Source organism: Bacillus sp. Je.9.29.b, assembly GCF_051129925.1.
GTDB classification, from domain to species: domain Bacteria; phylum Bacillota; class Bacilli; order Bacillales; family Bacillaceae; genus Bacillus; species Bacillus safensis.
This window is the reverse complement of sequence record NZ_JBCPSO010000009.1, coordinates 1-24930: the sequence shown is the minus strand read 5'-3', so window position 1 is coordinate 24930 and position 24930 is coordinate 1. Positions and strand designations below refer to the sequence as shown.

At 40.2% G+C, this 24930-nt stretch carries 21 protein-coding genes and 1 other annotated feature; of the genes, 10 read left to right on the top strand and 11 right to left on the bottom strand.

Annotation, left to right across the window (positions count from 1 at the left end):
* Window positions 1-7: 7 nt before the first annotated feature.
* Entirely contained in the window at window positions 8-1993 is a 1986-nt protein-coding gene (uvrB, locus tag AAZR19_RS16990; RefSeq protein WP_024423583.1) for an excinuclease ABC subunit UvrB, read from the bottom strand.
* Between the two features lie 293 nt (window positions 1994-2286).
* Window positions 2287-2532, bottom strand: coding sequence for a CsbA family protein (locus tag AAZR19_RS16985; RefSeq protein ID WP_034281059.1), 246 nt, complete (start codon window positions 2530-2532; stop codon window positions 2287-2289).
* Window positions 2533-2813: 281 nt separating this feature from the next.
* Here AAZR19_RS16985 and AAZR19_RS16980 point away from each other — a divergent pair, with 281 nt between their 5' ends.
* The 8 genes from AAZR19_RS16980 (at window position 2814) to AAZR19_RS16945 (ending at window position 14080) form a co-directional block, all read left to right on the top strand.
* On the top strand, window positions 2814-5345 hold the full coding sequence (locus AAZR19_RS16980) for a PEP/pyruvate-binding domain-containing protein (protein WP_434703807.1): 2532 nt from the start codon (window positions 2814-2816) through the stop codon (window positions 5343-5345).
* Between the two features lie 90 nt (window positions 5346-5435).
* Window positions 5436-6008, top strand: coding sequence for a TetR/AcrR family transcriptional regulator (locus AAZR19_RS16975; RefSeq protein WP_046313085.1), 573 nt, complete (start codon window positions 5436-5438; stop codon window positions 6006-6008).
* A 40-nt stretch (window positions 6009-6048) separates the two neighbouring features.
* Entirely contained in the window at window positions 6049-7383 is a 1335-nt protein-coding gene (locus AAZR19_RS16970; RefSeq protein ID WP_076840134.1) for an MFS transporter, read from the top strand.
* A 272-nt stretch (window positions 7384-7655) separates the two neighbouring features.
* Complete coding sequence (locus tag AAZR19_RS16965) at window positions 7656-8639, top strand: surface antigen (RefSeq protein WP_041107964.1); 984 nt, start codon at window positions 7656-7658, stop codon at window positions 8637-8639.
* Window positions 8636-9322, top strand: a complete 687-nt coding sequence (locus AAZR19_RS16960; protein WP_076840136.1) for a response regulator transcription factor — start codon at window positions 8636-8638, stop codon at window positions 9320-9322. The genes AAZR19_RS16965 and AAZR19_RS16960 overlap by 4 nt, the downstream gene beginning before the upstream one ends.
* The gene (locus AAZR19_RS16955; protein ID WP_076840137.1) at window positions 9319-10734 is read left to right on the top strand and encodes a HAMP domain-containing sensor histidine kinase; all 1416 of its coding nucleotides are present in this window, start codon (window positions 9319-9321) and stop codon (window positions 10732-10734) included. Before AAZR19_RS16960 ends, AAZR19_RS16955 begins: the two co-directional genes overlap by 4 nt.
* 207 nt (window positions 10735-10941) lie before the next feature.
* Complete coding sequence (locus tag AAZR19_RS16950) at window positions 10942-13056, top strand: ArnT family glycosyltransferase (protein WP_076840139.1); 2115 nt, start codon at window positions 10942-10944, stop codon at window positions 13054-13056.
* 31 nt (window positions 13057-13087) lie between these two features.
* Window positions 13088-14080: a glycosyltransferase family 2 protein gene (locus tag AAZR19_RS16945; protein ID WP_076840141.1), complete on the top strand. Its 993-nt coding sequence runs from the start codon at window positions 13088-13090 to the stop codon at window positions 14078-14080.
* A 44-nt stretch (window positions 14081-14124) separates the two neighbouring features.
* Here AAZR19_RS16945 and AAZR19_RS16940 read toward each other — a convergent pair whose 3' ends face one another.
* Window positions 14125-15474, bottom strand: coding sequence for an amino acid permease (locus AAZR19_RS16940; protein WP_041107974.1), 1350 nt, complete (start codon window positions 15472-15474; stop codon window positions 14125-14127).
* 75 nt (window positions 15475-15549) lie between these two features.
* Window positions 15550-15775 (bottom strand) — a binding site (T-box leader).
* 89 nt (window positions 15776-15864) lie between these two features.
* Complete coding sequence (locus AAZR19_RS16935) at window positions 15865-16539, bottom strand: NAD(P)H-dependent oxidoreductase (RefSeq protein ID WP_041107976.1); 675 nt, start codon at window positions 16537-16539, stop codon at window positions 15865-15867.
* Between the two features lie 227 nt (window positions 16540-16766).
* On the opposite strand from AAZR19_RS16935, the gene AAZR19_RS16930 reads away from it, so the two are divergent.
* Entirely contained in the window at window positions 16767-17132 is a 366-nt protein-coding gene (locus AAZR19_RS16930) for a winged helix-turn-helix transcriptional regulator (protein ID WP_024423595.1), read from the top strand.
* A gap of 10 nt (window positions 17133-17142) precedes the next feature.
* Here the strand turns inward: AAZR19_RS16930 and AAZR19_RS16925 are convergent, their stop codons facing one another.
* The 3 genes from AAZR19_RS16925 to ctpB all read right to left on the bottom strand — a co-directional run bounded on the left by AAZR19_RS16925 (window position 17143) and on the right by ctpB (window position 20545).
* Entirely contained in the window at window positions 17143-18330 is a 1188-nt protein-coding gene (locus tag AAZR19_RS16925) for a PDZ domain-containing protein (protein WP_041107980.1), read from the bottom strand.
* Between the two features lie 68 nt (window positions 18331-18398).
* Window positions 18399-18752, bottom strand: a complete 354-nt coding sequence (locus AAZR19_RS16920) for a swarming motility protein SwrAA (protein ID WP_007500014.1) — start codon at window positions 18750-18752, stop codon at window positions 18399-18401.
* 344 nt (window positions 18753-19096) lie between these two features.
* Complete coding sequence (gene ctpB / locus AAZR19_RS16915; protein ID WP_434703802.1) at window positions 19097-20545, bottom strand: carboxy-terminal processing protease CtpB; 1449 nt, start codon at window positions 20543-20545, stop codon at window positions 19097-19099.
* A gap of 153 nt (window positions 20546-20698) precedes the next feature.
* Between ctpB and AAZR19_RS16910 the strand changes: the two genes are divergently transcribed.
* On the top strand, window positions 20699-21439 hold the full coding sequence (locus AAZR19_RS16910; RefSeq protein WP_024423598.1) for a sulfite exporter TauE/SafE family protein: 741 nt from the start codon (window positions 20699-20701) through the stop codon (window positions 21437-21439).
* Between the two features lie 49 nt (window positions 21440-21488).
* Here the strand turns inward: AAZR19_RS16910 and AAZR19_RS16905 are convergent, their stop codons facing one another.
* The 4 genes from AAZR19_RS16905 to AAZR19_RS16890 all read right to left on the bottom strand — a co-directional run bounded on the left by AAZR19_RS16905 (window position 21489) and on the right by AAZR19_RS16890 (window position 24897).
* The gene (locus AAZR19_RS16905; RefSeq protein WP_076840145.1) at window positions 21489-22751 is read right to left on the bottom strand and encodes a murein hydrolase activator EnvC family protein; all 1263 of its coding nucleotides are present in this window, start codon (window positions 22749-22751) and stop codon (window positions 21489-21491) included.
* 110 nt (window positions 22752-22861) lie between these two features.
* Window positions 22862-23752: a permease-like cell division protein FtsX gene (gene ftsX / locus AAZR19_RS16900; protein WP_024423600.1), complete on the bottom strand. Its 891-nt coding sequence runs from the start codon at window positions 23750-23752 to the stop codon at window positions 22862-22864.
* The gene (gene ftsE / locus AAZR19_RS16895; protein WP_024423601.1) at window positions 23745-24431 is read right to left on the bottom strand and encodes a cell division ATP-binding protein FtsE; all 687 of its coding nucleotides are present in this window, start codon (window positions 24429-24431) and stop codon (window positions 23745-23747) included. The genes ftsX and ftsE overlap by 8 nt, the downstream gene beginning before the upstream one ends.
* A gap of 412 nt (window positions 24432-24843) precedes the next feature.
* A complete protein-coding gene (locus AAZR19_RS16890; RefSeq protein WP_421727775.1) occupies window positions 24844-24897 on the bottom strand; it encodes a hypothetical protein in 54 nt (17 codons plus the stop codon).
* Window positions 24898-24930 lie beyond the last annotated feature (33 nt).

Below are 24930 nucleotides of genomic sequence, written 5' to 3'. Positions count from 1 at the left end.
CAGGCAATCATCCTTCCGCTTTTAGCTCTAGCAATAAATCTCTTAATTCTGCTGCTTTTTCAAAATCAAGCGCTTTTGCTGCATCTTTCATTTCCATCTCGACTTTTTCGATCACTTTTTCTCGTTCTTTTTTGCTCATTTTCGACAGCTTTGGTGCTGCTTTTGTTTCGTATTCTTCTGAATCCTCATGTATCTTTGTTGCCTTAATGACATCTCGAATTTTCTTATGGATCGTTTGCGGTGTAATCCCGAATTTCTCGTTATATGCTTCTTGCTGTTCTCGTCTTCGCTTCGTTTCTTGAATCGCAATGTCCATCGATTTCGTCATATTGTCTGCATACATAATGACCCGGCCTTCTGCATTTCTCGCTGCACGGCCAATCGTCTGGATGAGGGATCTTTCAGAGCGCAAAAAGCCTTCTTTATCCGCATCTAAAATGGCCACGAGCGACACTTCTGGAATATCCAGTCCTTCACGAAGAAGGTTGATTCCAACAAGCACATCATATTTACCGAGACGCAGATCACGGATAATCTCAATCCGCTCAAGGGTCTTAATCTCTGAATGCAGGTAATTCACCTTGATTCCGATTTCTTTTAAGTAATCTGTGAGATCCTCAGACATTTTCTTCGTCAGTGTGGTCACAAGCACACGCTCATTTTTCTCAACTCGTGCATGAATTTCTCCAATTAAGTCATCAATTTGTCCTTCAATCGGACGGACTTCAATGATTGGATCAAGTAATCCTGTTGGACGGATAATTTGTTCCACAACCTCTGGTGTTTTCTCAAGCTCGTATGGACCAGGCGTTGCTGATACATGCACAATATGATTGATATGCTTTTCAAACTCATCAAAGGTGAGCGGTCTGTTATCAAGTGCTGATGGCAGGCGGAATCCGTGATCAACCAACACTTGCTTTCTAGCTTGGTCCCCGTTGTACATGGCGCGGATTTGCGGAATCGTCACATGCGACTCATCGACAACAATCATAAAATCATCTGGGAAATAATCAAGCAGTGTGTACGGTGTTGAACCAGGAGGACGCAAGGTCAGATGTCTTGAATAGTTCTCGATTCCTGAACAAAAGCCCATCTCTCTCATCATCTCAAGGTCATATCTTGTCCGCTGCTCAAGGCGCTGCGCTTCAAGCAATTTTCCATTTTCACGAAGCTTTTCAAGCTGTTCTTCTAGCTCTTGTTCAATATTTATAATTGCTTTTTCCATTTTTTCTTCTCTTGTGACGAAGTGAGATGCTGGGAAAATCGCCACATGATCACGATCACCAAGTATTTCTCCAGTCAGCGCATCCACTTCACGAATACGTTCAATTTCATCACCGAAAAACTCCACTCTGATACAATGCTCATCTCGTGAAGCAGGAAAAATCTCAACAACGTCTCCTCTGACTCGGAAGGTTCCGCGCTGAAAATCTATATCATTACGAGAATACTGAATATCCACCAGCTTACGAAGAAGCTGATTGCGTTCAATCTCCATTTCAGTACGCAAAGACAGCACAAGCTCTCTGTATTCCTCTGGCGAACCTAAGCCATAAATACAGGACACACTGGCAATGATGATGACATCTCTTCTCTCAAATAACGAGGACGTAGCCGAGTGTCTCAGCTTATCAATCTCATCATTAATGCTGGCATCCTTTTCAATAAATGTATCGGTCTGAGGTACATATGCCTCTGGCTGATAATAATCATAGTAACTCACAAAATATTCAACAGCGTTATTCGGGAAAAATTCCTTGAATTCGCTGTATAACTGACCGGCAAGTGTCTTATTATGCGCAATGACAAGTGTCGGTTTGTTCACTTCTTTGATCAGGTTGGAGACAGTAAAGGTCTTTCCCGTACCTGTAGCACCTAACAGCGTTTGATGCTGTTTCCCCTGATGGATCCCCTCAACAAGCTTTTCAATCGCCTTTGGCTGATCTCCTTGGGGCTGATAGTTAGAAACTAATTCAAAGCGGTCACTCACATCAAAGCCTCCGTTTCGTTTACGAAATCTATCTAATGAATATATTATCATAAAAGAACACAAAAATACGAACTAAAGTTCGGCTCTTACTTGATTTTTATTTCCAATACAGTCATACCCTCTCTCCCATGGCAAATAACCCTCTTAATAAAACCTTCCTTTCAGTATGGAACATTTTGGAGTGAGATATTCGATGAGCAGAAAAAGAAAGCTGCGCTTACTAGAAATCGTAAGCACAGCTCTTGTTTAAAACATGTCAGTTTTCAGCCATCATGCTCTTGATGGCGGTGACATCATTGATTTTTTTCAGCTTTTTCTCTTTTTTCGATTTCTTTCTTAGCCATAAACAAAGCCCCAGCTACTAAAGAAATAATATCTAATCCCACAATAAAGTAGGTTTCTGTATAGCCCTTCATGTACGAAGCAAATAAAAGCGCTGCTGTTAACGCAATGCCCACGTAATGATTGTAAGTAACCTTTGAAAATAAAATAACGAGCAGGAAAGGAAAAACTAGTGCAAATATGGCTTTTGTAATCACAAAAACCCTCCCTCTTCATGGTCTACTTCCTTGATTATAGTAAAGATTGGCATATTGAACAATTCACAGTTTTCAATTTCGCCTTTTTTCTTCATGTTCGGAGACTTTTGTTTTAGAAATAGAAGGAAATTAGTGAGATTGTCCCCTTTGTAAAGATAGGTCTTTCCGTCTTTGACAATAACATCCAATCAATCCTATGATTAAAATGATAGTGCGCACTATCATTTTGAAAAATAGAGAGACATACAAACCATTGGCTATTTGGATAAGGGGGCATTCCCATGTATTCAGTTTTATTTAATGCGGCTGAAGAATCCGCATCACTCGCAGGGGCAAAAGGCCTGAATTTAATCAAATTAAACAATCACGGCCTGCCAGTCCCAGATGGATTTATTATCAAAACCAACAGCTTTGCAAGCTTTCTTTCATATCACAATCTGCAGCCAGCAGAACAAAACCTTTCTCAAAAAATCAAAGAAGCATCGTTTCCTTTACAAATGGAAGCAGAGCTACTTTCGTCCTTTCAATCCTTGCGGAAGACTTACCCCTCTGTTGCAGTCAGGTCCTCTTCTGTTGCTGAAGATCTCGAAGGTGCCTCATTTGCAGGACAGTACGAGACCTATTTAAATATCAAAACAAATGAAGAGTTTTTACAGGCAGTCAAAGAATGCTGGTCTTCTTATTTTGCCGCGAGAGTCACAGAATATAAGGAAGAGATGAATGAAAATGAGGAAGAGATGCCGCTCATGGCCGTTGTTGTTCAAGGGTTAATCCATTCTGACGTCTCCGGTGTCATCTTTAGTGAGAATCCAGTATCGGGGAAAACAAATGAAATGATGCTGACCGCAAGCTACGGCTTGGGAGAAGCAATTGTCTCCGGTCTTGTGACACCGGACACGTTTATTGTAGATAAAGAAAACTTTTTGATTGAAAAAACACTTGGGGCGAAAGAGCTGCAAATTGTTCCTTTCCAAGAGGGTGTCATCGAACAGCCAGTGGCGGAGAAATTGGCTGGCCAGTTTTGCCTGAACGATGATCAATTGAAAGAAATCACACAAATCACGAAACAAGTAGAAGAACTTTACGGACATGGAGTCGATATCGAATTTGGCATAGCAGATGGGTCGTTTTATTTACTTCAAGCAAGGCCGATTACTACAGCTCTTCCAAAAGCAGTAAATGAAACAGCAGGTGCTTCTTTTCAAATGAAGCCAGAAGAGCTGCAGGATTTCTGGATTTCAATGGATGATCATATGCCTGGTCCAACGAGCCCTCTTTTCTCAAGCCTAATCATACCAGCCTTAAAAAGCGGGATGAAGAAAAATGGAGAAAAGTATCAAGTACCTGATATGAACATCAAAGATATTAAACTTTACAGAGGCCACCTATACTCAGCACCGGATCTGCCAGAAGCGCAAGAAGGAGCTGCACCCGTTTTTGATGAAAGTATATTTGAGTTATTTCCTCATTTAAGTGAACGGATGTATGAGATTTTAGAGAAAAATTTCTTTCCATTTTACGAAAAACTCGATCGCCAAATGAAGGAACCTATGACCATTGAAAAGGCCATCATTGGTTTTGAAGAATTAAAGGATTTTTATATTCAAGCATATGATGATCATTTTGATATCGTCATACCACAAGTCATTCTATCAGCCATCATTGAAGACATGCTTGTCACGTATACTGGTGATCAAACCCAAGTCGTCTTGCTGCACGAAATGATGATAGGCGTGATGAACAAATCTCTTGAAACAGACAAGGTGCTATCTGATATCGCAAAGGATGTCCTTCAAGATCCAGAACTTCATCAAGCATTTATTCAACATGAAAAGAACTCGGAGCTGTTACATGCACTCAATCACTCGGAAAAAGGAAGGCATTTCATTTCGAAATTGGAGGATTTTCTCCAAGTTTACGGCTGGCGATCTGTTAAAAGTCATGACCTTACAGATGAGACTTGGGCAGAAAACCCGAAGTTTATATTAGATATCATCAGAAATAACATCCATTGCCATTGTGATTTTGATGAAGAATTTGCAAAAGCAGTGATCAAAAGACAAGAGACATATAAACATTTTATGAGTCAAGTGAAGGATGAATCGTTTAAAACAAAATTTGAGACGCTGTATCAATTTGCCCTTCAAGCAGCGAATATCCGAGATGACCACCACTTCTATATTGATGCCATGTTAGATGCAAAGGCCCGGGTATATCTATTAAAAATTGGTGAACTTCTTGCAAAAAAAGGAGCCATTCCTCATCAAGAAGATCTTTGGTATCTCTACGATGAAGAGGTACAAAAAGCGCTCACAACGTCTATCTCATTTGATTCGGTTATCCAGCAAAGAAAGATAGAAATGAAGGAAAATGAAGACATTCAACCACCGGCTTACATTGGCACACCAACTGAAGCGGAACTGCAGCAAGTAGAAAGAATGCTTGGTTCATTAAGAGAAAATGAAAACAACACACAGGATGTGATCCATGGAATTGGCGCATCCAGCGGTATTGTTTCTGGAAGAGTAAAAGTCATTACATGTGCTGACGAATTCTCACAATTTCAAAAGGATGATATTTTAGTTTGTAAAACGACCACACCTTTATGGACGAGCTTATTTAGAGATGCGAAAGCAGTCATCACCGATGCTGGAGGCATTTTATCTCATTCAGCTATTATCGCAAGAGAGTATATGATGCCCGCTGTCTTAGGTACTAGAATAGCAACTGAAACACTTCAATCCGGTGACCTTGTGACAGTAGATGGCAGCAATGGACGCATTCAGATATTAAAGCAGCATTCGCGTGCATAAACTTATCATTTTGGATGATATTGGCGGTCATAGGTTTTATCGGTATACTTACTTTGTTGCAAACACATTCATAACCTGAGGTGAGTATGCTTGTTAAAATCTACAAATCAACGAATCATTCGCGCAACAATGGATTTATTAACTGAAAAGGGCTATCAAAAAACAACAACCAAAGAAATAGCAACAAAAGCGAATGTGAGTGAAGCAACTATTTTTCGCAACTTTAAAAACAAACGCGGCGTCATTGCTGCCATTATGAAAATGAAATCAACACCGACAAAAACCCTAGAAGCAGAATTCAAAGGCGATTTATACACCGATTTGAAGTTTCTCGGTACCTATTTCCTTGAGGATTTGACTTCCAAAAAAGAATTTATTTATATCAGCATGCGAGAACCGGCTATGTTTAAGGATTTAACCAGTCATGAAAAGATTTACCCTCAAGAACTAAGAGAAATGCTCATACAATATTTCAAAAAGATGGGTGCCCAGCATCATGTATTAAAAGGAAATGAAGACATTTATGCAGACATTTTCATTAGTACGTATTTCGGATTTTTTATTCAGCAGCTAGAGCAAGATTTTCAACTCGTTCTCACACAAAAAGAAGATTTTATTGAAACATGCACACACATTTTCATGAGAGGAATTTCTCCCGCTTAAAGGGTGGAATTCTTCTTTTTTACAAAAGGTGGTATACACATTGAGATTAAAAAAAGAGAGTTTCGTCATCTATTCCTTGTTACTTGGAGCTATATTAGTTCCAGTCAATTCAACGATGATCGCTGTCGCTCTATCATCCATATCAACGTATTATGATCAATCCCTTGCAAACATCACTTGGGTTGTCACAATTTATCTTATTGTCATGGCAGTCACTCAGCCTATCGCTGGTAAGTTAGGAGATATATACGGACATCGGCGAATGTATTTAATTGGGGTCATGCTCTTTTTAATTGGCTCAATTGGATGTGCTTTAGCTCCTAATCTAGCTTTTCTCATCACTTTTCGTTCCATTCAAGCAGCTGGCGGTGCTATTTTAACACCGAATAGCATTGCATTGATTCGTGCAACAGTATCCCCCGAAAAACTGTCTAAAACAATGGGGTATTTTGGGTTTGGAGCCGGTATTGGTGCCGCACTTGGACCTTTTATTGGTTCGATTCTTATTCAGAGTTTTGATTGGCATTCTATATTCTTTGTCAATATCCCATTCTTGTTCCTTACACTTGTTACCGGCGTATTACTCATTCCAAAAACAAAGCATACACGCTTACAAGCAAATGTAGACATCACTGGTTCACTATACTTAACCATCGGGATTGCCACACTCATTCTATGCACTAAAAGCCAATTGCTAAATGAATACTTGATCTATGGAATTCTAGCGTTGATCGTCATTCCTTTATTCTTTAAACATGTACGAAAAGTAAAGAATCCGATCATCGATTTGTCGCTTTTTAAAAACAGTTCATTTACAAACGCAAACCTGTCGATCATGCTAAGTAATTTTGTGATGTATGCCATTCTTCTAATTATGCCGCTGTTTATGGAACAACAACTTGCACTTTCTCATACACAAAGCGGTATTATTCTATCAGTATTTTCTCTTTGCATGTCTATTAGCGGCTTGTTAGGGGCAAGACTCCATCCGAAAAAAGGCGCGAAAAAAATGATTGGCTTTTCATTTCTCTGTCTGACTTTATCAGGCATCATGTTAATCACACTCAGTCAGTTCCCTACCTTACCACTGCTTATCGTGACACTTGTTACAGGTGGAATTTCATCAGGTATTGGAATGACCAGTATGCAGATGGCTTCTTTAACGTCTGTTGATCAAAACTTATCTGGTTCAGCATCTGGTATTTTCTCTACCTTTCGATATTTTGGCAGTATCATTTCGTCTACATTGATTGGGATCATGAGTGGTTTTCAATCTTTATTTATTGTATTAATGGGTGCAGGCATTCTTGGTTTCCTTTTATCTCAACGTGTAAAAACCAAATCAACCTCCCCATCATCTGAACATTCCGCCTAATGACTCCCTTGCTCTATGTTTAGTTAGAGCGGGGAGTTTTCATCATTTGTATCACTGTAAACTATAGCGAGTGCATCCATCAAATCCTGAAAATCATCTTTTAAAGAAGAAAAAATGGCATATGTCCAGACAAAAAAGGAACTTCAGGTACAAATGGTCTTCCTCACTTACCTAAAAGCTTTTTTTCATTCTTTCAGCATAGATAACTTCAATTTTTTTTCACAATTTTTGTGGTATGATTTTGAAAATAGAGAACGCAAAGGAGCGGAAGAATGGAACGTATGAAATATATTTTGATCTGTTTATCAGCTCTACTTTTATTCCTGACAGGCTGTGGAAAAGAACAGCAATTTACGCCGCCAGGCAGCTCTCAATCCATCGCTGTCATCTCTCAATTAAAAAAAGCCTCCTTTTCAATAGTTGATATACAAAAAAATAAAATGCTCTCTTCTGTGGATTTAAAACACCCACTCACTGATCTTATTCAAATCAATAAAGACGTCATCATCGCTACAAGTAAAGAGGGAGAATCCCTTATCGAAATTAATCTAAAACACGGTACAGCAACTGATTATATGAATGTGGATAAAGGACTGACTTCCCTTACATATGATGCAGCTTCTCATACATTAATCGCTGCCAACTCACAGAAAAATGTCGTTTATTTTATTGATACGGAGCGCAAAAAAATAAAATCGACTGTGAAAACTGGAAAATTACCTTCTTCTATGACTCTTTCTTCATCAGGTATTTTATTTGTTTTAAATGCAGAAAGTCATACTGTCTCCGTCATAGATATTGAAAAGGAAAAAAATATACGTACGTTTTCTGTACTTGAACGGCCTTCTGGGATTCATTTTGATGGACGGTCCATTTGGATCGGCGGCCATGGTAAACAAGGCACCTTAAATAAGAGTATTTTTGCTTATGACCCTAAAACTGGAAAAAAACAGCGAGAAATAAAGCTAGGCGTTATGCCTGTTGCATTTTTTCCAGAGAAAAATTCTTCTACTTTATATGTACTATGTCATGGAGATCATACGCTATACAAAGTAGATACCAAAACAAATAAACAGCTTGCTTCTGTTGAAACTGGTCAAAATCCGAATTATATCACCGCTGATACGACATCAATTTATGTGAGTAACTTGGATGACAACTCAGTATCCATCATCGATAAACACTCACTTATCATGAAAAATCAACTGAATGTCCCATCAGGACCTTATGCTATCGTGTTGGAGGAAAAGAAATGAAGGAACAAATGCGTATTTTAATCGTAGATGATGAGTTTGATATGCTTGAGTTAATCGGGTCTTTTTTAAAGAGACATGGCTTTCACATTATCACTGCGAATAATGGAAAAGATGCCTTGCATCAGCTTGAAAAGGAATCTGTTGATCTTGTTGTATTAGATATCATGATGCCTGACATGGATGGATTTGAAGTTTGTCAGCGTATTCGACAAACATCTCAAATACCGATTTTATTTTTAACAGCGAGGAGTTATGAAGAGGACCGAATTAGAGGACTTGAAATTGGAGCGGATGACTACATCATGAAGCCTTTCAGTCTGCGTGAGCTTGCAGCAAGAATTGAAACAACCCTGAGGCGAATTAGAGGTCTTTCGCTAAAGCGCAGCCGAATACAGATTGGTGACATGGAGATTGAACAAGATGGCAGACAAGTTTACCTCCATCAACAGCCCGTTAATTTAACAAGAAGAGAATTTGATTTACTCATGTTTCTTTTGCTCAACCAAGGACAAGTGTTTTCAAGAGAACACCTTTATCAAAAATTGTGGGAATCACATTCAACGAGCGGCTCTTTAAGAACAGTCGATACACATATCAAAACGCTGCGACTGAAATTAAAGGAAGCAGAACGATATATTAAAACCGTTTGGGGTGTCGGCTATAAGTTTGAGGAGGAAGAATGAAGCCATTATCGATTAAAAAGAAAGTACTCTTCTTAATTCTTGCAGTGATCGGAATCGTTGCAGCCTCAGCGCTTGCCCTTACCTTTTACTTATACCAGCACTTATATATTGATAAACAAATTGATTCCTTAAGTTTGCAAGGTAAGAAGCTGGCAGAAATCTATCACACACATGGGAAAGACAAGTATTTTACCGATAGAATGAAATGGGCAAATGACTCAAGTCAGGCGAACGTCATTTTTACAGATGATCCAATGGAGCTTTCAAGTGGTCTTCCTTTTGATACGAACACAAATGATAATCTCATTACGTTCAAGGAACGCCAAAAGCTCCTTCAAGGTGAAACCGTCGTGTTAATTAGAGAACACCCACAGTTTCACCAAGATATTCTTGGCATTGCCATCCCTGTTTTCTCAAGCAATGATGATCTATCAGGAACTATTTTCCTCTCCGTGCCTTTATCAGATGTATATGAACCCTTTGTCCAAATTAGATTGACGCTTGGTATATCCATCTTATTGATTCTGCTCCTGATATTCTTGATCGGATATAAGAGCTCCAATCACATTGTGCAGACAATAAATAAAATGAAAGAAATTGCAATGGAAATGGAATCTGGTGATTTCTCAAAACGAATGGCCGTAACCAAAAAAGGAGATGAGTTAAACCAGCTTAGCCGCTCCTTTAATAAACTGTCTTCAACCCTCGAAAAAGTTGAACAGCACCGCAGGGAATTTCTTGCGAATGTCTCTCACGAACTTAGAACGCCTTTAAGTTATATGAAAGGCTATGCAGAAGGAATTGAAGAAGGGATCATTGATCAAAAAAAAGGCATGCAAATCATCCAAGATGAGGCCACACGTTTAAGCCGGCTTGTGCACGATCTTTTAGATCTTGCACAGTTAGAAGGTGACTCTTATCCACTTACAATGGAGCCAATCGTCTTTGCACAGCTCATCCACGATGTTCTTGATCAAATGGCATTCATCGCTGACAAAAAAAGCATTACTTTCAAACGAACGCTTGAAGAGGATTGTATTGTTTATGGTGATAGCGACCGTCTCCAACAAGTAATACGTAATTTACTGGACAATGCCATTCATTACACGCCATCTGAAAAATCAATATCGATTGAATTACAAGTTCACCAAGGTGTGGCTGAATTGAAAGTGACCGACGAAGGCAGCGGTATTCCAAAAGAAGATCTCCCACATGTTTCTGAGCGATTTTATCGTGTAAATAAAGCACGAACAAGAAAGGATGGCGGCTCTGGCCTTGGACTAGCCATTGTCTATCAAATCATTAAAAAACATCATGGAACATTCGACATTCAATCTGAACCTGACTTTGGTACGACAGCCATTATTCAACTTCCCAATGCTCCATTCAATGAGAGCTCACCTACTCTATAGCTACTCACATATTTTAAAATATCATTTGGAATTACTACTTTATCAATAAATTCTGCATCCATAGGATTTTCTACAACTAGAACAGCTCTTTTCATCAAGAGCTGTTTTTATTTCTAAAAAATAAAAAAATGGTCTTTTTTTATTAACATTTTATTCATATTTGCTTGTTACACTTTTTTCAAGTGAAGAAAAAGGAGTGACATGCTTTTGATCAGACGTTTTCAGAAATTTGATATTTATTTATTTTTCATATTGATCTTATCTGCCATCTTAAACATTTATAACATTTGGGAAGATGATACGGTGAATGCGTATTATACTGCGGCTGTCACAAGTATGATGCAAAGCTGGCATCATTTCTTCTTTGCTTCATTTGATCCAGCAGGGTATGTCACGGTGGATAAACCCCCGCTCACTTTCTGGCTGCAAACGATCAGTGCCAAAATTTTTGGTCTCCATGGATGGAGCGTCATCTTGCCTCAAGCTTTAGCGGGTATTGGATCTGTTTATCTGATCTATCGTCTTGTCAAACCAACTTTTGGTCAAGCAGCGGCAAGATTAGCGGCACTTATCATGGCGTGTACACCTATTGCGGTTGCTGTATCTCGCACAAATAATATTGACAGCTTACTTGTCTTTATACTTTTACTAGCAACAGGAATGATGTTCAAGGCTGTAAAACAGCAAAAGGTTCTTTGGGCGATTGCTTCGTTTGCGATGATTGGCGTCGGCTTTAATACAAAAATGCTACAAGCCTATATGATCGTGCCAGCACTCATTCTTTTTTACATCCTTGCTTACCGATCGACATGGAAGAAAAAATTACTCTCGCTGATCGTTTCAATGATTGTCCTTTTAGGTGTATCTGCTTCATGGTCAATAGCGATTGATCTCACTGCCAAAGAGAATCGTCCTTATATCGGATCAAGTGAATCGAATTCTGCATTAGAATTAGCCTTTGGTTACAACGGTCTCCAGCGGCTGACTGGTCAACAGTCTGGCGGGGGAGGCGGCACAAATCAGGGTAAGGGGCAGCCACCTTCACAGCAGGGTGATCAGCAAAATGACAATGATTCATCCACCATGCCTCAGCCGCCATCTCATGGAAATCAAAACAACTCAGACAATTCAAACCAATCACCCAGTCAGGAACAGCCTTCAATGCAAAGACCACCAAGCAGTGCAGACAGCACAACACCACCTGATATGCCTTCAGGCGGTAATGGTGATGGACCTCCAACTGGCGGGGGCGGAAAAATGGGAAATGGCTCCGGCATGTTTGGTACAGGAACCAAGGGACCGTTACGTCTGTTCCAATCTGAACTGTCCGATCAAATCAGCTGGCTGCTTCCATTTGCAATCTTCGGTGCGATTGGTATCTTCTTCTCGACTGCCTTTGAAAGAAGACGTCTCAATACAAAACAAAAAGAAACACTATTTTGGTTAGCATGGCTTATTCCTGTTGCTGCATTTTTCAGTGTAGCAGGATTTTTCCATCATTATTATTTGATCATGCTGGCACCGCCAATTGCTGTATTAGCAGGAGCCGGATGGGTTTCTATGACACAATTGTTCCAAACAGGAACTGGGTTTAAAAAATGGCTGCTTCCAATTGCGATATTCGTCACAACAGCATTTGAAATCTTTATCCTATCTACTTTTACAAGCACGATCGGTCTTGGACTAAGCATTGCAGTCGGTATCATTGGTGTTGGAACAATCCTTTCTCTGCTTTTGATAACAGGAAAAGAAAAACTAAAACAATTCGTGTCTCTTATCGCCATCCTTGGCATGCTGATTGCACCACTATACTGGGCAAGCACACCTCTTCTTTATGGGGGAAACAGTATGCTTCCAGAGGCTGGCCCTCAGCTTGCAACTTCAAGTGGCAGCATGAGTTCACAAGTCAATGAAAAGTTGATCAGCTATCTTGAGAAAAATAATACGGGAGAAGAATTCCTATTCGGAACAACAGATGCAACCACTGCTTCACCTTACATTATTAAAACAGGAAAAGCTGTTATGGCATTAGGTGGATTTAGTGGATCTGATAACATTCTCACGCTTAGTGAATTCAAACAGCTCCTCAAAGACGGCAAAATCAAATACTTCTATCTTTCTGGTATGAGAGGCGGCAGCTCTGACATTCTCACTTGGATTCGAAAAAATGGCAAAGAAGTACCTGCTTCTAAATGGCAGAACAGCTCTACATCCAAAACGAACCAGCAAACAGACAGCCAACAATCAGAACAAAATGATCAGTCAAATAGAAGAATGGGCGGAATGGAGAGCGGCACTCTTTATGAACTATCCGTTGATTAATTCATCTATTAAAAGGGAGGAAGAATGACTGATGGAAAAGAACATACGATATTCTATTGTAGTCCCAGTCTATAATGAAGAACTTGTGATTCATGAATCCTATCAGCGACTGAAAACAGTCATGGCTTCGACGGGAGAAGCATACGAGCTTCTCTTCGTCAATGACGGTAGTATGGATCGAACAGCTGAACTAATTAAAGGGTATTCCCAAAACGATCCGAATGTAAGACTCATTGATTTCTCACGTAACTTCGGACACCAAATTGCCATTACAGCTGGGATGGATTATGCAAAGGGAGAAGCGGTCATCGTGATAGATGCAGACCTACAAGATCCACCTGAATTGATATTAGAGATGATCGCAAAATGGAAAGAAGGCTATGAAGTCGTATACGCCGTGCGCACCAAACGAAAAGGCGAGACTTTTTTCAAAAAGCAAACCGCTTCCCTTTTCTATCGCGTTTTACGTCAAATCACCGAAGTAGATATCCCAATCGACACCGGTGACTTCAGGTTAATGGATCGTAGAGTGTGCCATGAAATGAGAAAAATACGAGAAAAAAATCCATTTGTTCGCGGCCTAGTCAGCTGGGTAGGTTTCAAACAAATTGCAGTAGAGTACGTTCGAGATGAACGTCTAGCAGGAGAAACAAAATACCCGCTCAAAAAGATGCTCAAGCTCTCGATGGATGGAATCACTTCCTTTTCCTATAAACCTTTGAAGCTAGCGAGTATAGCAGGAATTGCCCTTTCCGCTATCGGATTCATTTCAATGTTTCTTGTACTTTACTTAAAGCTTTTTACAAACAGCACCATTACAGGATGGAGTTCGTTAATTGTCATACAGCTGTTCTTTAGTGGTATCATCCTCTTTATGCTAGGAATGATCGGGGAATACATCGGCCGAATCTACGACGAGGCAAAAGATCGACCACTTTACATCGTAAGAGAGAGTTACGGGCTTCAGTCAAAGCCACATCCTGTTCAACCCCCTGTTCATTTCAAGCAATACAAACAGCATTAAAAAAGCGTGTGAGACCTCTTTAAAGGTCCCGCACGCTTTTTGTATTAAGCGGCTGTTTCAAACCGCTTTCTGTTGATGAAGAAAGAAAGAGTAATAATCAGATAAATGCCCATCGTGACCATCGTTTGGACAATTGGAGTTGTTGACACAACGCCGATGAAAATGGCAATGATCGCAATCACAGAAAACCATGTTGTGAAAGGATACAGCTTCACGCGATATCCTCCTGGTTCTGCTACACTTCGAGATTTTAAATGCCCGACAGCAATAATAAACCAGATGAATAAGACCGTATAGCTTAAAGATCCCATTAAATAATTAAAGGTTTGACTTCCTACAAAAAGAGAAATCAATACAGCAGCATACAATGTAGATGTACACACTAGGATCGCTCTAACAGGCACCTGCTGTTTTGATAGCTTTGAGAAGCCCTTCCATACACGCCCATCCATCGCTTGCGTATAAAGTACCCTTGAGGATGCGTACAGCCCAGAGTTCATAGAAGACAAGATTGCTAGTAAAATGATACCGTTCATGATGTCACTTGCATATGGCACGCCAATCGTTGCAAACACGGTGACGAATGGACTCACTTGCTCATTGTTTACTTGATTCCAAGGAATCAAGCTGACGATGATAAAGAACGGCAGTACATAGAAGCCGATGATTCGTACAAATGTACTTTGAATGGCCTTTGGGATGACTTTTTCAGGGTTTTTTGTTTCTGCTAATGTGACCCCGATCATTTCAGTCCCGCCATATGAATACACCACCACAAGCATGGCCGCAATTAAGCCGCCTGTTCCATTCGGGAAAAATCCTCCGTGGTCTGTTAAGTTGGATAATCCCGGTGCTGCATGCTGACCAAATGAGACAAACAACATGGTTAACCCAATGATAATAAATAAAAGAATGACAGCAATTTTAATAGAAGCTAACCAGTACTCCGTCTCAGCAAACATTTTAACAGAACAAACATTGATCAATGTCACAACAAGTGAAATGATTAACACAAGTATCCAAATCGGCACTTGTGGGAACCAGTACTGAATAAAGATCGCAGATACGATTGCTTCTGCTGCAATGTTCAGCACCCACATTTTCCAGTATATCCAGTCTAAGAAATAAGCCGGATATTTGCCTAACACCGGTTCAATTAAATCACGGAATGTTCTTGCGCCAGGTCGTGCAACCGTCATTTCGGCAAGTCCTTGCATAATAAATAATAAAATAAGACCACCAATCATATATGCCAAAATGACAGCAGGACCTGCGATATCAATAGCAGAGCTGCTTCCTTTAAACAGACCAGCACCAATTGCTCCGCCAAGTGCGAGCATCATAATATGCCTTGACGTCATTGTTCGTTTTAACTGCACATGTTCCTTTTCCATTTTCTATAGCTCCTTTAAATTTGAATCTTCAGACAAATATAGGATAAAAGCATATAAAAAGGCCAGTCATCTCCTTGAAGAGACGACTGACCTTGCAACCGCGTTACCACTCTAATTGATTCAGCCATAGCTGAATCCAACTTAAAACCCGTTAACGGAGGTCACACGTAAAGACTTACTATTCATTCAGTCTTACCGCTCTTTGAGCGAGTTCAATGATTCGTTTTACTGCGTTGCACCAACCCGCAGCTCTCTTAAAAAAACGGATGTTCATCTACTATTCTCAAGTCAAAGCGTTTATAGTCAATTTGTATATTTATCAAAGATTTTATTTTTTAAATATACTGACTAACCACGCAATTGTCAACATCCTTTTTCAGACATTCTCTTTTAACGAATCCAAACAGCTACTTCATCCATCGGACGGCGCGTTTTGCCGCGCTTCGGCTCGGTGACACGATAACCAAAGGCTGCCATGACAGAAATATCATACTGACCATCCTCAAGCAGCCCTTCTTCATCTAGAATGCGATGAATCTCATCGTAGCTGAATCCCTCGACCGGGCATGAATCAATGCCAATTTGTGCAGCGGCTGTCATCATGTTTCCAAGGGCAATATACGTTTGTTTTGAAGCCCAATCAAAGAGCGTACGTTCATTTTCTAACAGATGAAGATCATTCTCTTGGAATTCTTGGTAGCGTCCCTTCACCATCTCGAACGTTTCGTCTGACATTCCTTTGATTTGCTTGTTGATGTATTCTGCATATGCTGAATCATAACGGGCGTCTGTTCTTGCCAAGATGATCACAAAATGGCTGGCAGTAGGAAGCTGCTTTTGCGCTCCCCATGTATACTCTTTTAATTTTTCTCTAAATGCTTCATTTTGAACAACGAGGAACTTCCAAGGCTCAAACCCTACAGAGCTTGGGGAAAGTCTTCCTGTTTCTAAAATAAATGCAAAATCATCCTCTGATATTTTTTTCGTTGGGTCGAACTCTTTTGTCGCATGGCGGAACTCATACGCCTCAATGATTTCTTTTTTTAATTGCTCTTTGTCTCGCATTGTATTCATCCTTTCTATTAACCAATTAGGGCGTTAGTTTCATCAATCCAATTTCTTTCCATTCCCATATAGAAATTGTTATGATAAAAAAACAACAGCCCGAATGTGTGATGTGATATCTCTATGGTATAAGAAAAGCTTCGAGTGATTCAAGTACGCACATTTTTGTTCGTTAGTTACCATCTTGTTCGTGTATCACCAAATTTGTCTTAGAAAGGAGTGTTAAGATGAGTGCACCATCCAATCCAGTCAGTATTGTCAATCATGGCTGTCCCGTTTCAGTGACGACAAGTGTCATCGGAGGGAAATGGAAAGGAGTGATCCTTTATCATTTGACTTGCGGACCAAAACGCTACAATGAATTGCGCCGGCTGCTGCCAAGAATTTCTCAGCGTGTCCTCACACTGCAATTGCGTGAGCTTGAACAAGACGGCGTTGTCCATAGAGAAGTCTATGAGGAGGTCCCCCCTCGTGTCGAATATTCCCTCACTTCTCTCGGAAATACATTAAAGCCTATCATCTTCGCCATGCGTGAATGGGGCGAATCCTACGGGAAAGAAGCGCGCCCAAAAGAAAAAAGCTGCCATCTCTAGCAGCTTTTTTTTAAGATGAAATTGCCGTTGGTTCTTGCTGTGGATCATCCTTCACAAACAGGATGCCAAGCTGATGATGCTCCCCTTCGTAAGAAGCACGTTTCTCAAATCTTGTCTGACCATTTAAGCCAATGATCTCGAGTTTTGTTAGAGCACGATTGGTTTGAAGGGCTTCATAAAATTCCGAAACGGTTTTGACTTCAATTCCATTCACTTTTGTGATGACTTCTCCGATCTCAAGCTTTAAATCAGCCGCTGGTGTATTTGGAATAATCCCCAGCACCATCAGCCCTTGATTACGCTTAGAGAAGTAGAACGGGGCAGCATTGTCATTGACCCTCTGCTTCCATGAGAGAAAGGCTCTTCCTATCACCGCAATCAATACAGCTCCCCAAGCAATCGGTTCAAACCAAATACTTGCAGCACCTAATAAGGCGACAGCGAGTCCGAGCATGAGAATACGCCGCGCTGTAATTTGAATACTAACAATTGGCAGTGAGCCTTGAATTCTCTGACCGAATCCGATGATATATGGAATCAAAATAAATGAAAAGCTTTGATCATGCACTTGAAGCACCGGCCACCATGGCAGAGAAGAAGTGAATTCACCTGCCGGCATCAGCAAAACAAGCGGTAAAAGCCACAGACGGTTTGCCCGCTGCTGACCAATTAAAAGTCCTCTCGCACTCATCACCATAGCAGGCGATGTACGTAAATGCGCCGTTCGATAGGCTAGAATTCCCTCGGTCATTAATAGAAGTCCTAGCAGAATGACAACGGCTGATGCATTCATCATTGAGAGCTGCGGCAGCCAAGAATGACTCACTTGGAAATGAATTAGTCCAAGTGCCGCAATAAAACTGAAACCGAGTGTGTATGCAGACGAAAGCGCACTCGCCTTAAAGAATAAAGAGAAAACGATGGTCATCGCTGCAATCAGCACGATGAATCCAGGGGGGAGGGCAATCCCTAAGCCTACTGAAATAACGGATAGGCAAATCCCTAGAATCCATCCCTTTGAATATGTAAATTTAAGTTCATCGTATACATCTTCTATTCTTGTTTGAAACGCTTTTCTCTCCCGCTTTACGCGGATGTAGCCATGCAATAGGCTGATTAATATCATGAAATAAAAAAGAGGATGGATTAAAAACAGACCGACCGCTTTTAATCCGGCTCCCATCCACTCCGAGCTCATTATCGTTCACCGCCCAAGTCAAGCATTTTCTCTTATTCTATCAAATAAATCGATGCTTGACATCAGGTTTATTTCTCCTGATTCATCCAAAGTGTGACATTCGACAGTGAAAAATCTTTTAAGTAGTGATTGACATCTACATCTAGTATGCCGCCGAGCAGCTGCATCGACCTCTTGATGTCGGTTAAGTTTATACCAAGTCTCTTATGATTATCCATTAAATAATTGAAGTATATCTCAGCACAGTCTTCATCGATTTCGTCGACTGATTCTACCGTTGTGTAATTGACCAAGTACCTGCTTAACAGCATGAGCAGACTTAATGCCTTTGTAGCGGAAAACGTCACATCTTTCGTACGACTCTTAAGTTCCTCTACCAACTCGTAATATTTTTTCTCTCTCACAATACTTGCCCTTTTCAATTGTGTACCCCCATTTACTAGTTCTTTTAAGAAAAGCGCAAACCTCGGTACAGCTTAATGCTCAAGCTGAATATCCGCAAAAAATAAAATATTTAAAATGAGTGCTACTTTTTATTGTAAGAATTATTTATGTAACATACAACTTTCAAAAGTTTCATTTTCATGACATGTTTAAATCAACAGAAAGTCTCTTATATACATATGTTATCGGGTAAAATTGAAGGAATGTTATGTTTTTTGTAAAATAAATGAATATATTTCTCGATATAATTTATTTTTAATCATAAATTATTACATGTTCATGACACTTATGAACCAAAAAAAAGAGGCTATTATTCGCCTCTTTATTTTTTAAGATATAGTGCTTTTAGTGCAGTCTGTAATTGAAGGTCATTTTTTTCGTAAGATTTCACTTCATCCACCATTTTGTTCATCATTTCCGCTGTTTTCAAATCAATGACACCTGATTTATCGAGATTGTATGTGCTTTGGAAGGCAAGTACGGTCTTTTTCGTTTCTTCATCAAAGTATCCATCTACTCTGCCAGGGTCAAATGACAATCCCTTTAACAGCGTCTGCGCTTGTCTCACTTCTTCATTGTTCATATCAAGCTGAAGGGGTTCTTTCAGCTGAAGCGGACCTGCGGTAAAGTAATCCGGCTGATGAATCGCAATTGTCGGTACGACGCCTTTTTTGTGAATCCAATTGCCTTTTGGCGTGAGCCATTTATACAGCGTTAATTTAATATTACTTCCATCTCCCATTGGAACCGCCTGCTGCACAGTTCCTTTTCCAAAGGAGACATCACCGACGACTTCATACTTTCCAGCTTCTTTCATGGCTCCAGCAAGTATTTCCGAAGCGGAAGCACTGCCTTTATCAATTAAGACGTTGACTGGGTAAGGCTTTTGTTCTTTCAGTTTTGAAAAATATCGTTTCCGGTCGCCATTTCGTTCTGCGATTTGAATATAAGGCTGATCCTTCGTAATAAAATGTTTCAAAATATCTTCCACACTTTGCAGATAGCCGCCAGGGTTTCCTCTCACATCCAGTACAAGACCTTTTATGCCCTTTTTCTCAAGCTGTTTCAGGCTTGACGTGAAATCCTTCGCCGTATCTTCAGAGAAGCTGGAGATCGCAATATAGCCTGTTTTATGACCATTGACCTCTTTTACAGAGGAAGTCACTGTTTCAAGCGGGATTTCTTCTCGTTTGATATGGAACGTCAGCTCTTTTTCAATCCCGTTTCGTTTGATTGTTAAGGCGACAGACGTTCCTTTTTTTCCTCTTATTTTCAGTACAGCATCGTTTAAGCTTTTTTCTTTCATCGGCTCACCGTCAATGCTGATGACCTCATCCTTTGGCTTTAGACCTGCTTTTGCCGCAGGGGATTTTTTAAAGGCGGAGACGATAATGATCTTTCCTTCATCCATCCCCACTTCTGCCCCAATTCCCTCAAAGGAAGAATCAAGCGAATCAGAAAATTGCTTTGCGGTCTGCTTGTCCATGTATACTGAATACGGATCGTTTAACGTCGAAAGCATTCCTTGGATCGCGCCTTCAAGCAGCTTTTGCCGATCCACTTCCTCTACATATTCATTTGAAATAAGGTCATAGGCTTTCTCGATCTTTTCCATCCCATTCTCTTTCGCCTTATCACTTGATTGAGCTTGTCCAGCCATTGCAGCGGCTGCTTGCGGTGACTCCGCATGAGTTCCCTCTTTATGCGTCATCACACCTGCACTTATTAAGAGAACGACACTTGCCATAATAGATGCGATTTGTTTTTTCATATTTGGCCTCCTTCTTCAACTCTTCCTGATGACCTGAGTTATTATATGCCAGAAGAAGGGATTTCATGTAATGACATTCTCCCGTGAAGGCTTGACGAATCATTTTATTAGGTGTAATTTTTATTTTGTTATGATTGAGAAGGAGTCTTCGCTATGTATATTATCTTGACGATGCTTTTATTAGGAATTTTATTAGGTTTTGTAGGAGCAGGCGGGGCGGGATTTGTCATCGCATTGCTTACATTAATTTTTGATATCCCTATCCATACCGCACTCGGGACATCATTAGCCGCTATGGCATTTACGACACTATCAGGTGCATACAGCCACTACCGAGAAGGGAACATTCAGCTGAAATCTGGTTTGATTGTCGGGGCTCTTGCTTGTATCGCTTCTTTTGCTGGGGCTAAGGTTGCTCCTTTTATTCCAGAAGAGAGTCTGCACTATTTAACAGCAGGGATGCTTTTTTTATCCGCTGTTTTTATGATGATCAAACTATTTGTTCTTAATGAAGAGGCTGAACAGCAGCCGCTTTCTTCACGTCAGCTGATGACAAGAGGCATTATTTTAGGCCTTGTGTCTGGGATGCTGTCAGGCATGTTTGGTATCGGGTCTGCACCATTCATTCAAGTAGGACTTTTGATTTTACTGAAGCTGTCGATTAGGCAAGCCGTTGGCACGACCATGCTTGTCATTATTCCGATTTCCATCGGCGGTGGAATTGGATATATTTCAGAGGGCTATGTTGATTTTATCTTGCTGATCCAAATATTAATTGGAACCGTATTAGGCGCATTTATCGGCGCGAAATTCACACGCCTTGCACCGAAGCTCTTATTGAAATCAGCTGTTTTATTAACACCTATTATTGCCGGATTACTGCTGCTGTTTTAATGCTATCTAGACCAAAAAAGCCGATAACATCATGTTATCGGCTTTTTGATTAGCGGATATATTGCGCTGGATTGACTGCATTTGATTTTGCGCCATTCCATAATCCTTTATGAATTTCAAAATGAAGATGCTGACCATGCGATTGGCCGGTATTTCCCATATAGCCAAGGAATTGTCCTTGTTCGACTCTCTGTCCTGTTGACACACTTCTTGTAGACAGATGGGCATATACAGTTTGATACGTCTGTCCATTGATATTGTGCGTAATGAACACAACATTTCCATAGCTCGATGAGTAGCTTGAGTTTGTGACGGTTCCAGATGCTGCTGCATAGACAGGAACTGTGCCCTTTGCTGCAATATCTAATCCGAAGTGGTTTCCGCCAGAACGTCCGCCAAAGCCAGATGAGAAACGCCCTGCAGCTGGTTTAATAAAGCCTGAGCTGCTTGCTGGTGTATCAGATACTTGATCTGAGCCGCCGCTGTGAGGTGCAGGTGCATTTTTTTCAGCTGCTTGTTTAGCTTTCTTCGCTTCTTCCTTTTGTCGATGTGCTTCCTCAGACTTCACAGCCGCTTTTTGATTCGCTAGGATTTCTTGTTCATTCTCAAGCTTGCCTAGTTCATCATGTGCATGATTCTTTTTATCTGTCACATCACCTAAAATGTGTTCTTTTTCTTTGTGCTTCTTAGATAAATCTTTTTTCAGTGCTTCTAGCTCTTTCAGAGATGTTTCAAGTCCGCTTAGCTGATTATTTAGCTCTGCTTCTTTTTGCTCCACCAGCTTTAAATCATTTTCATGTTCTGTAATCATGTCTTTGTCTGCTTCGACAATCGTTGTGACAGCCCCAACACGACCGACAAAATCACTAAAGCTGCGAGCACCTAGCAGCACATCTAAATAGTTGATCGTCCCGCCGCTTTTTTGCATTGAACGAATTCGGTCTTTGAAAATGGCTTTTCTTTTTTCAATTCGCTCATTGATGACCTGAATGTCTTTTTTTAGCTTCTTGATCTCTTGCTTCGTTTTTTTAACTTCTTTCTCTTTTTCAGCGACTTTTTCAGTTGCAGTACTTACCTTTTGGTCAATTTGTTCAATTTCTTTCTTGAGCTTTGATTCTTTCTTTTCAAGTTTTGCCAGCTCTGACTTCTTCTTCTTCAAGCTTGATTCAGTCTTCGATGATTTCTCTTCGATTTGTTGACGTTTTTGATCTAGGTCTTCGTATGCGAATGCACGATTCTCGTTCCCTGGAATGTATAGCCACGTCGTTCCAATAAACGCTGCCATTCCAGCCATCATCAGCTTTCTTTTCAAAACGATATTCCCCTCCCATGACAACTGTCGACATGAAGAGCCGACCGGATGAATCAGATCAACCGGTCACATCTTCTATAGAATCCTCGAATGCTGCCATCAAAATATATTTATACTTTTAAGAATTTACGGATAGACGTTAAGCTTCCCCATACACCAATGATTGCACCGATCACTAGCAGGATCAGTGATACTTGATAGACAAACGGGTTGTATGGAAGCATTGAAATAAATGAGCCTTGTACTCTCGGTGCGACCCAGCCTACTGCATATTGATACGTGCCAAGCAATAGGGCAATTGGTATAATGGAACCAAATACACCAAGCAATAATCCTTCAATGAAGAATGGCCAGCGGATAAACCAGTTCGTTGCACCTACCAGCTTCATAATCTCAATTTCTTTACGTCTAGCAAAAATCGTAATTTTGATCGTATTGGAGATTAAGAACATAGCTGTAAATAACAGCCCAATAATGAGCACAATACCGACATTACGTGCTACTCCGACTACATTAAAGAGTCGGCTGACCTCTTCTTTTCCATAGGTTACTTTATATGTACCCTTTAGTTTTTCTAATTTCTTCGCTACTTTTGGTGTATCGTGAGGATCTGTTGTTTTCACAATAAACGCATCGTTTAATGGATTTTCTTGATCAACAAGCCCCATGGATTGTCCATTTTCTCCAAAGCTTTTAATCAGTGCTTTCAGTTCGTCATCCTTAGATGAGTACTTCACATCACTGATTTCAGGAATCTTTTCAATTTCTGCTTTTAATTCATCCTGCTGCTTTTGATTCGCCGTTAATTCGATTAATACTTTTACTTCTACTTCTTTTTCAGCGTTCGATGCCATGTTATTCAAGTTGAGCATAATCACAAGGAAAACCCCAACTAAAATCAATGTGACAGTAACCGCACTAATTGATGCAAATGTCATCCACGTGTTTCTTCCAAGTGAACGGAAGCTCTCACGTAAATGCCGCGAGAGAGTTTTAATCATAAATTCCGTACTCCCCTCTTGCTTCGTCACGCACAATCATTCCATCTTCGATTGCGATGACGCGTTTCTTCATGGTGTTTACAATTTCTTTGTTGTGTGTCGCCATAACCACTGTTGTCCCGCGGTTATTAATCTCTTCGAGCGTCTTCATGATTTCCCAAGAAGTGTCTGGATCAAGGTTTCCTGTCGGCTCATCTGCAATGACGACCTCAGGGCTATTGACAATCGAGCGGGCAATAGACACACGCTGCTGTTCACCGCCGGACAGCTGGTCAGGAAATTGACGCGCTCTGTGCTTTAGCTGAACCAGATCGAGAACATCAAGCACTTTTTTCTTAATGATATGAGGCTGTTCACCAATCACTTCAAGCGCAAATGCTACGTTCTCAAACACAGTAAGAGTTGGAAGCAGCTTGAAATCTTGGAATACTACGCCAATTTCTCTTCTTACGTAAGGAATTTCTTTTTCCTTCATTGAGCCTAAATCTTTGTTATTAATTAAGATTTGCCCTTTGGTTGGCTTCTCTTCACGATACATCATTTTGATGAAAGTGGATTTACCAGCACCACTGGGACCAACAACATACACAAACTCTCCTGGATGGATAGAGACATTGATTCCATTGATCGCCTTTACGCCATTAGGATAGATCTTGTAGACTTCCTTCATTTGAATCATGTAATCACCTAATCTTTTCTTATTCGCTGACTAACAGCTTATCATGATGTTTTGACACTTCTCGTCAAAAAACGTTATGTATGGTCACGCACATACCCTTCGATACTTACTAACAATTTATGTCCTTTTCATCCAAAAAGATGAAAAAATTGAATCGTCTAAATTTCAACAACTCCAATTATACGTCATGAATCGACGCAATGGTATTACATTTATATTTCAAAACTTATAAATAAAAGGTAAATAGAACAATCAAAACCGAAAAACGTGCCTTTATACCCTTATTTTTTAAATAAAATTTAATATAATGCGTTTTCATACTATCCAAAAGTCTTTTTCTACATATAAAAAAACAAAAAAACCTTGTCGATTGGGACTGACCCCCGTTTTTGAGACAGGGATCAAAACACCTTTATAAAACAGCCAGTTGCCGAAACTCTTTTGGTGACTGGCTGTTTAATTTCAATTGAATTCGGATATTGTTATAATAATCAATATA

What these genes read in the sequence shown, in the direction of transcription:
- AAZR19_RS16980 (WP_434703807.1), top strand. Translation starts at nt 2,814, where the DNA reads ATGTATTCAGTTTTATTTAATGCGGCTGAAGAATCCGCATCACTCGCA.
- AAZR19_RS16965 (WP_041107964.1), top strand. Translation starts at nt 7,656, where the DNA reads ATGGAACGTATGAAATATATTTTGATCTGTTTATCAGCTCTACTTTTA.
- AAZR19_RS16960 (WP_076840136.1), top strand. Translation starts at nt 8,636, where the DNA reads ATGAAGGAACAAATGCGTATTTTAATCGTAGATGATGAGTTTGATATG.
- AAZR19_RS16955 (WP_076840137.1), top strand. Translation starts at nt 9,319, where the DNA reads ATGAAGCCATTATCGATTAAAAAGAAAGTACTCTTCTTAATTCTTGCA.
- AAZR19_RS16945 (WP_076840141.1), top strand. Translation starts at nt 13,088, where the DNA reads ATGGAAAAGAACATACGATATTCTATTGTAGTCCCAGTCTATAATGAA.
- AAZR19_RS16940 (WP_041107974.1), bottom strand. Translation starts at nt 15,474, where the DNA reads ATGGAAAAGGAACATGTGCAGTTAAAACGAACAATGACGTCAAGGCAT.
- AAZR19_RS16935 (WP_041107976.1), bottom strand. Translation starts at nt 16,539, where the DNA reads ATGCGAGACAAAGAGCAATTAAAAAAAGAAATCATTGAGGCGTATGAG.
- AAZR19_RS16930 (WP_024423595.1), top strand. Translation starts at nt 16,767, where the DNA reads ATGAGTGCACCATCCAATCCAGTCAGTATTGTCAATCATGGCTGTCCC.
- AAZR19_RS16925 (WP_041107980.1), bottom strand. Translation starts at nt 18,330, where the DNA reads ATGAGCTCGGAGTGGATGGGAGCCGGATTAAAAGCGGTCGGTCTGTTT.
- ctpB (WP_434703802.1), bottom strand. Translation starts at nt 20,545, where the DNA reads ATGAAAAAACAAATCGCATCTATTATGGCAAGTGTCGTTCTCTTAATA.
- AAZR19_RS16910 (WP_024423598.1), top strand. Translation starts at nt 20,699, where the DNA reads ATGTATATTATCTTGACGATGCTTTTATTAGGAATTTTATTAGGTTTT.
- ftsX (WP_024423600.1), bottom strand. Translation starts at nt 23,752, where the DNA reads ATGATTAAAACTCTCTCGCGGCATTTACGTGAGAGCTTCCGTTCACTT.
- ftsE (WP_024423601.1), bottom strand. Translation starts at nt 24,431, where the DNA reads ATGATTCAAATGAAGGAAGTCTACAAGATCTATCCTAATGGCGTAAAG.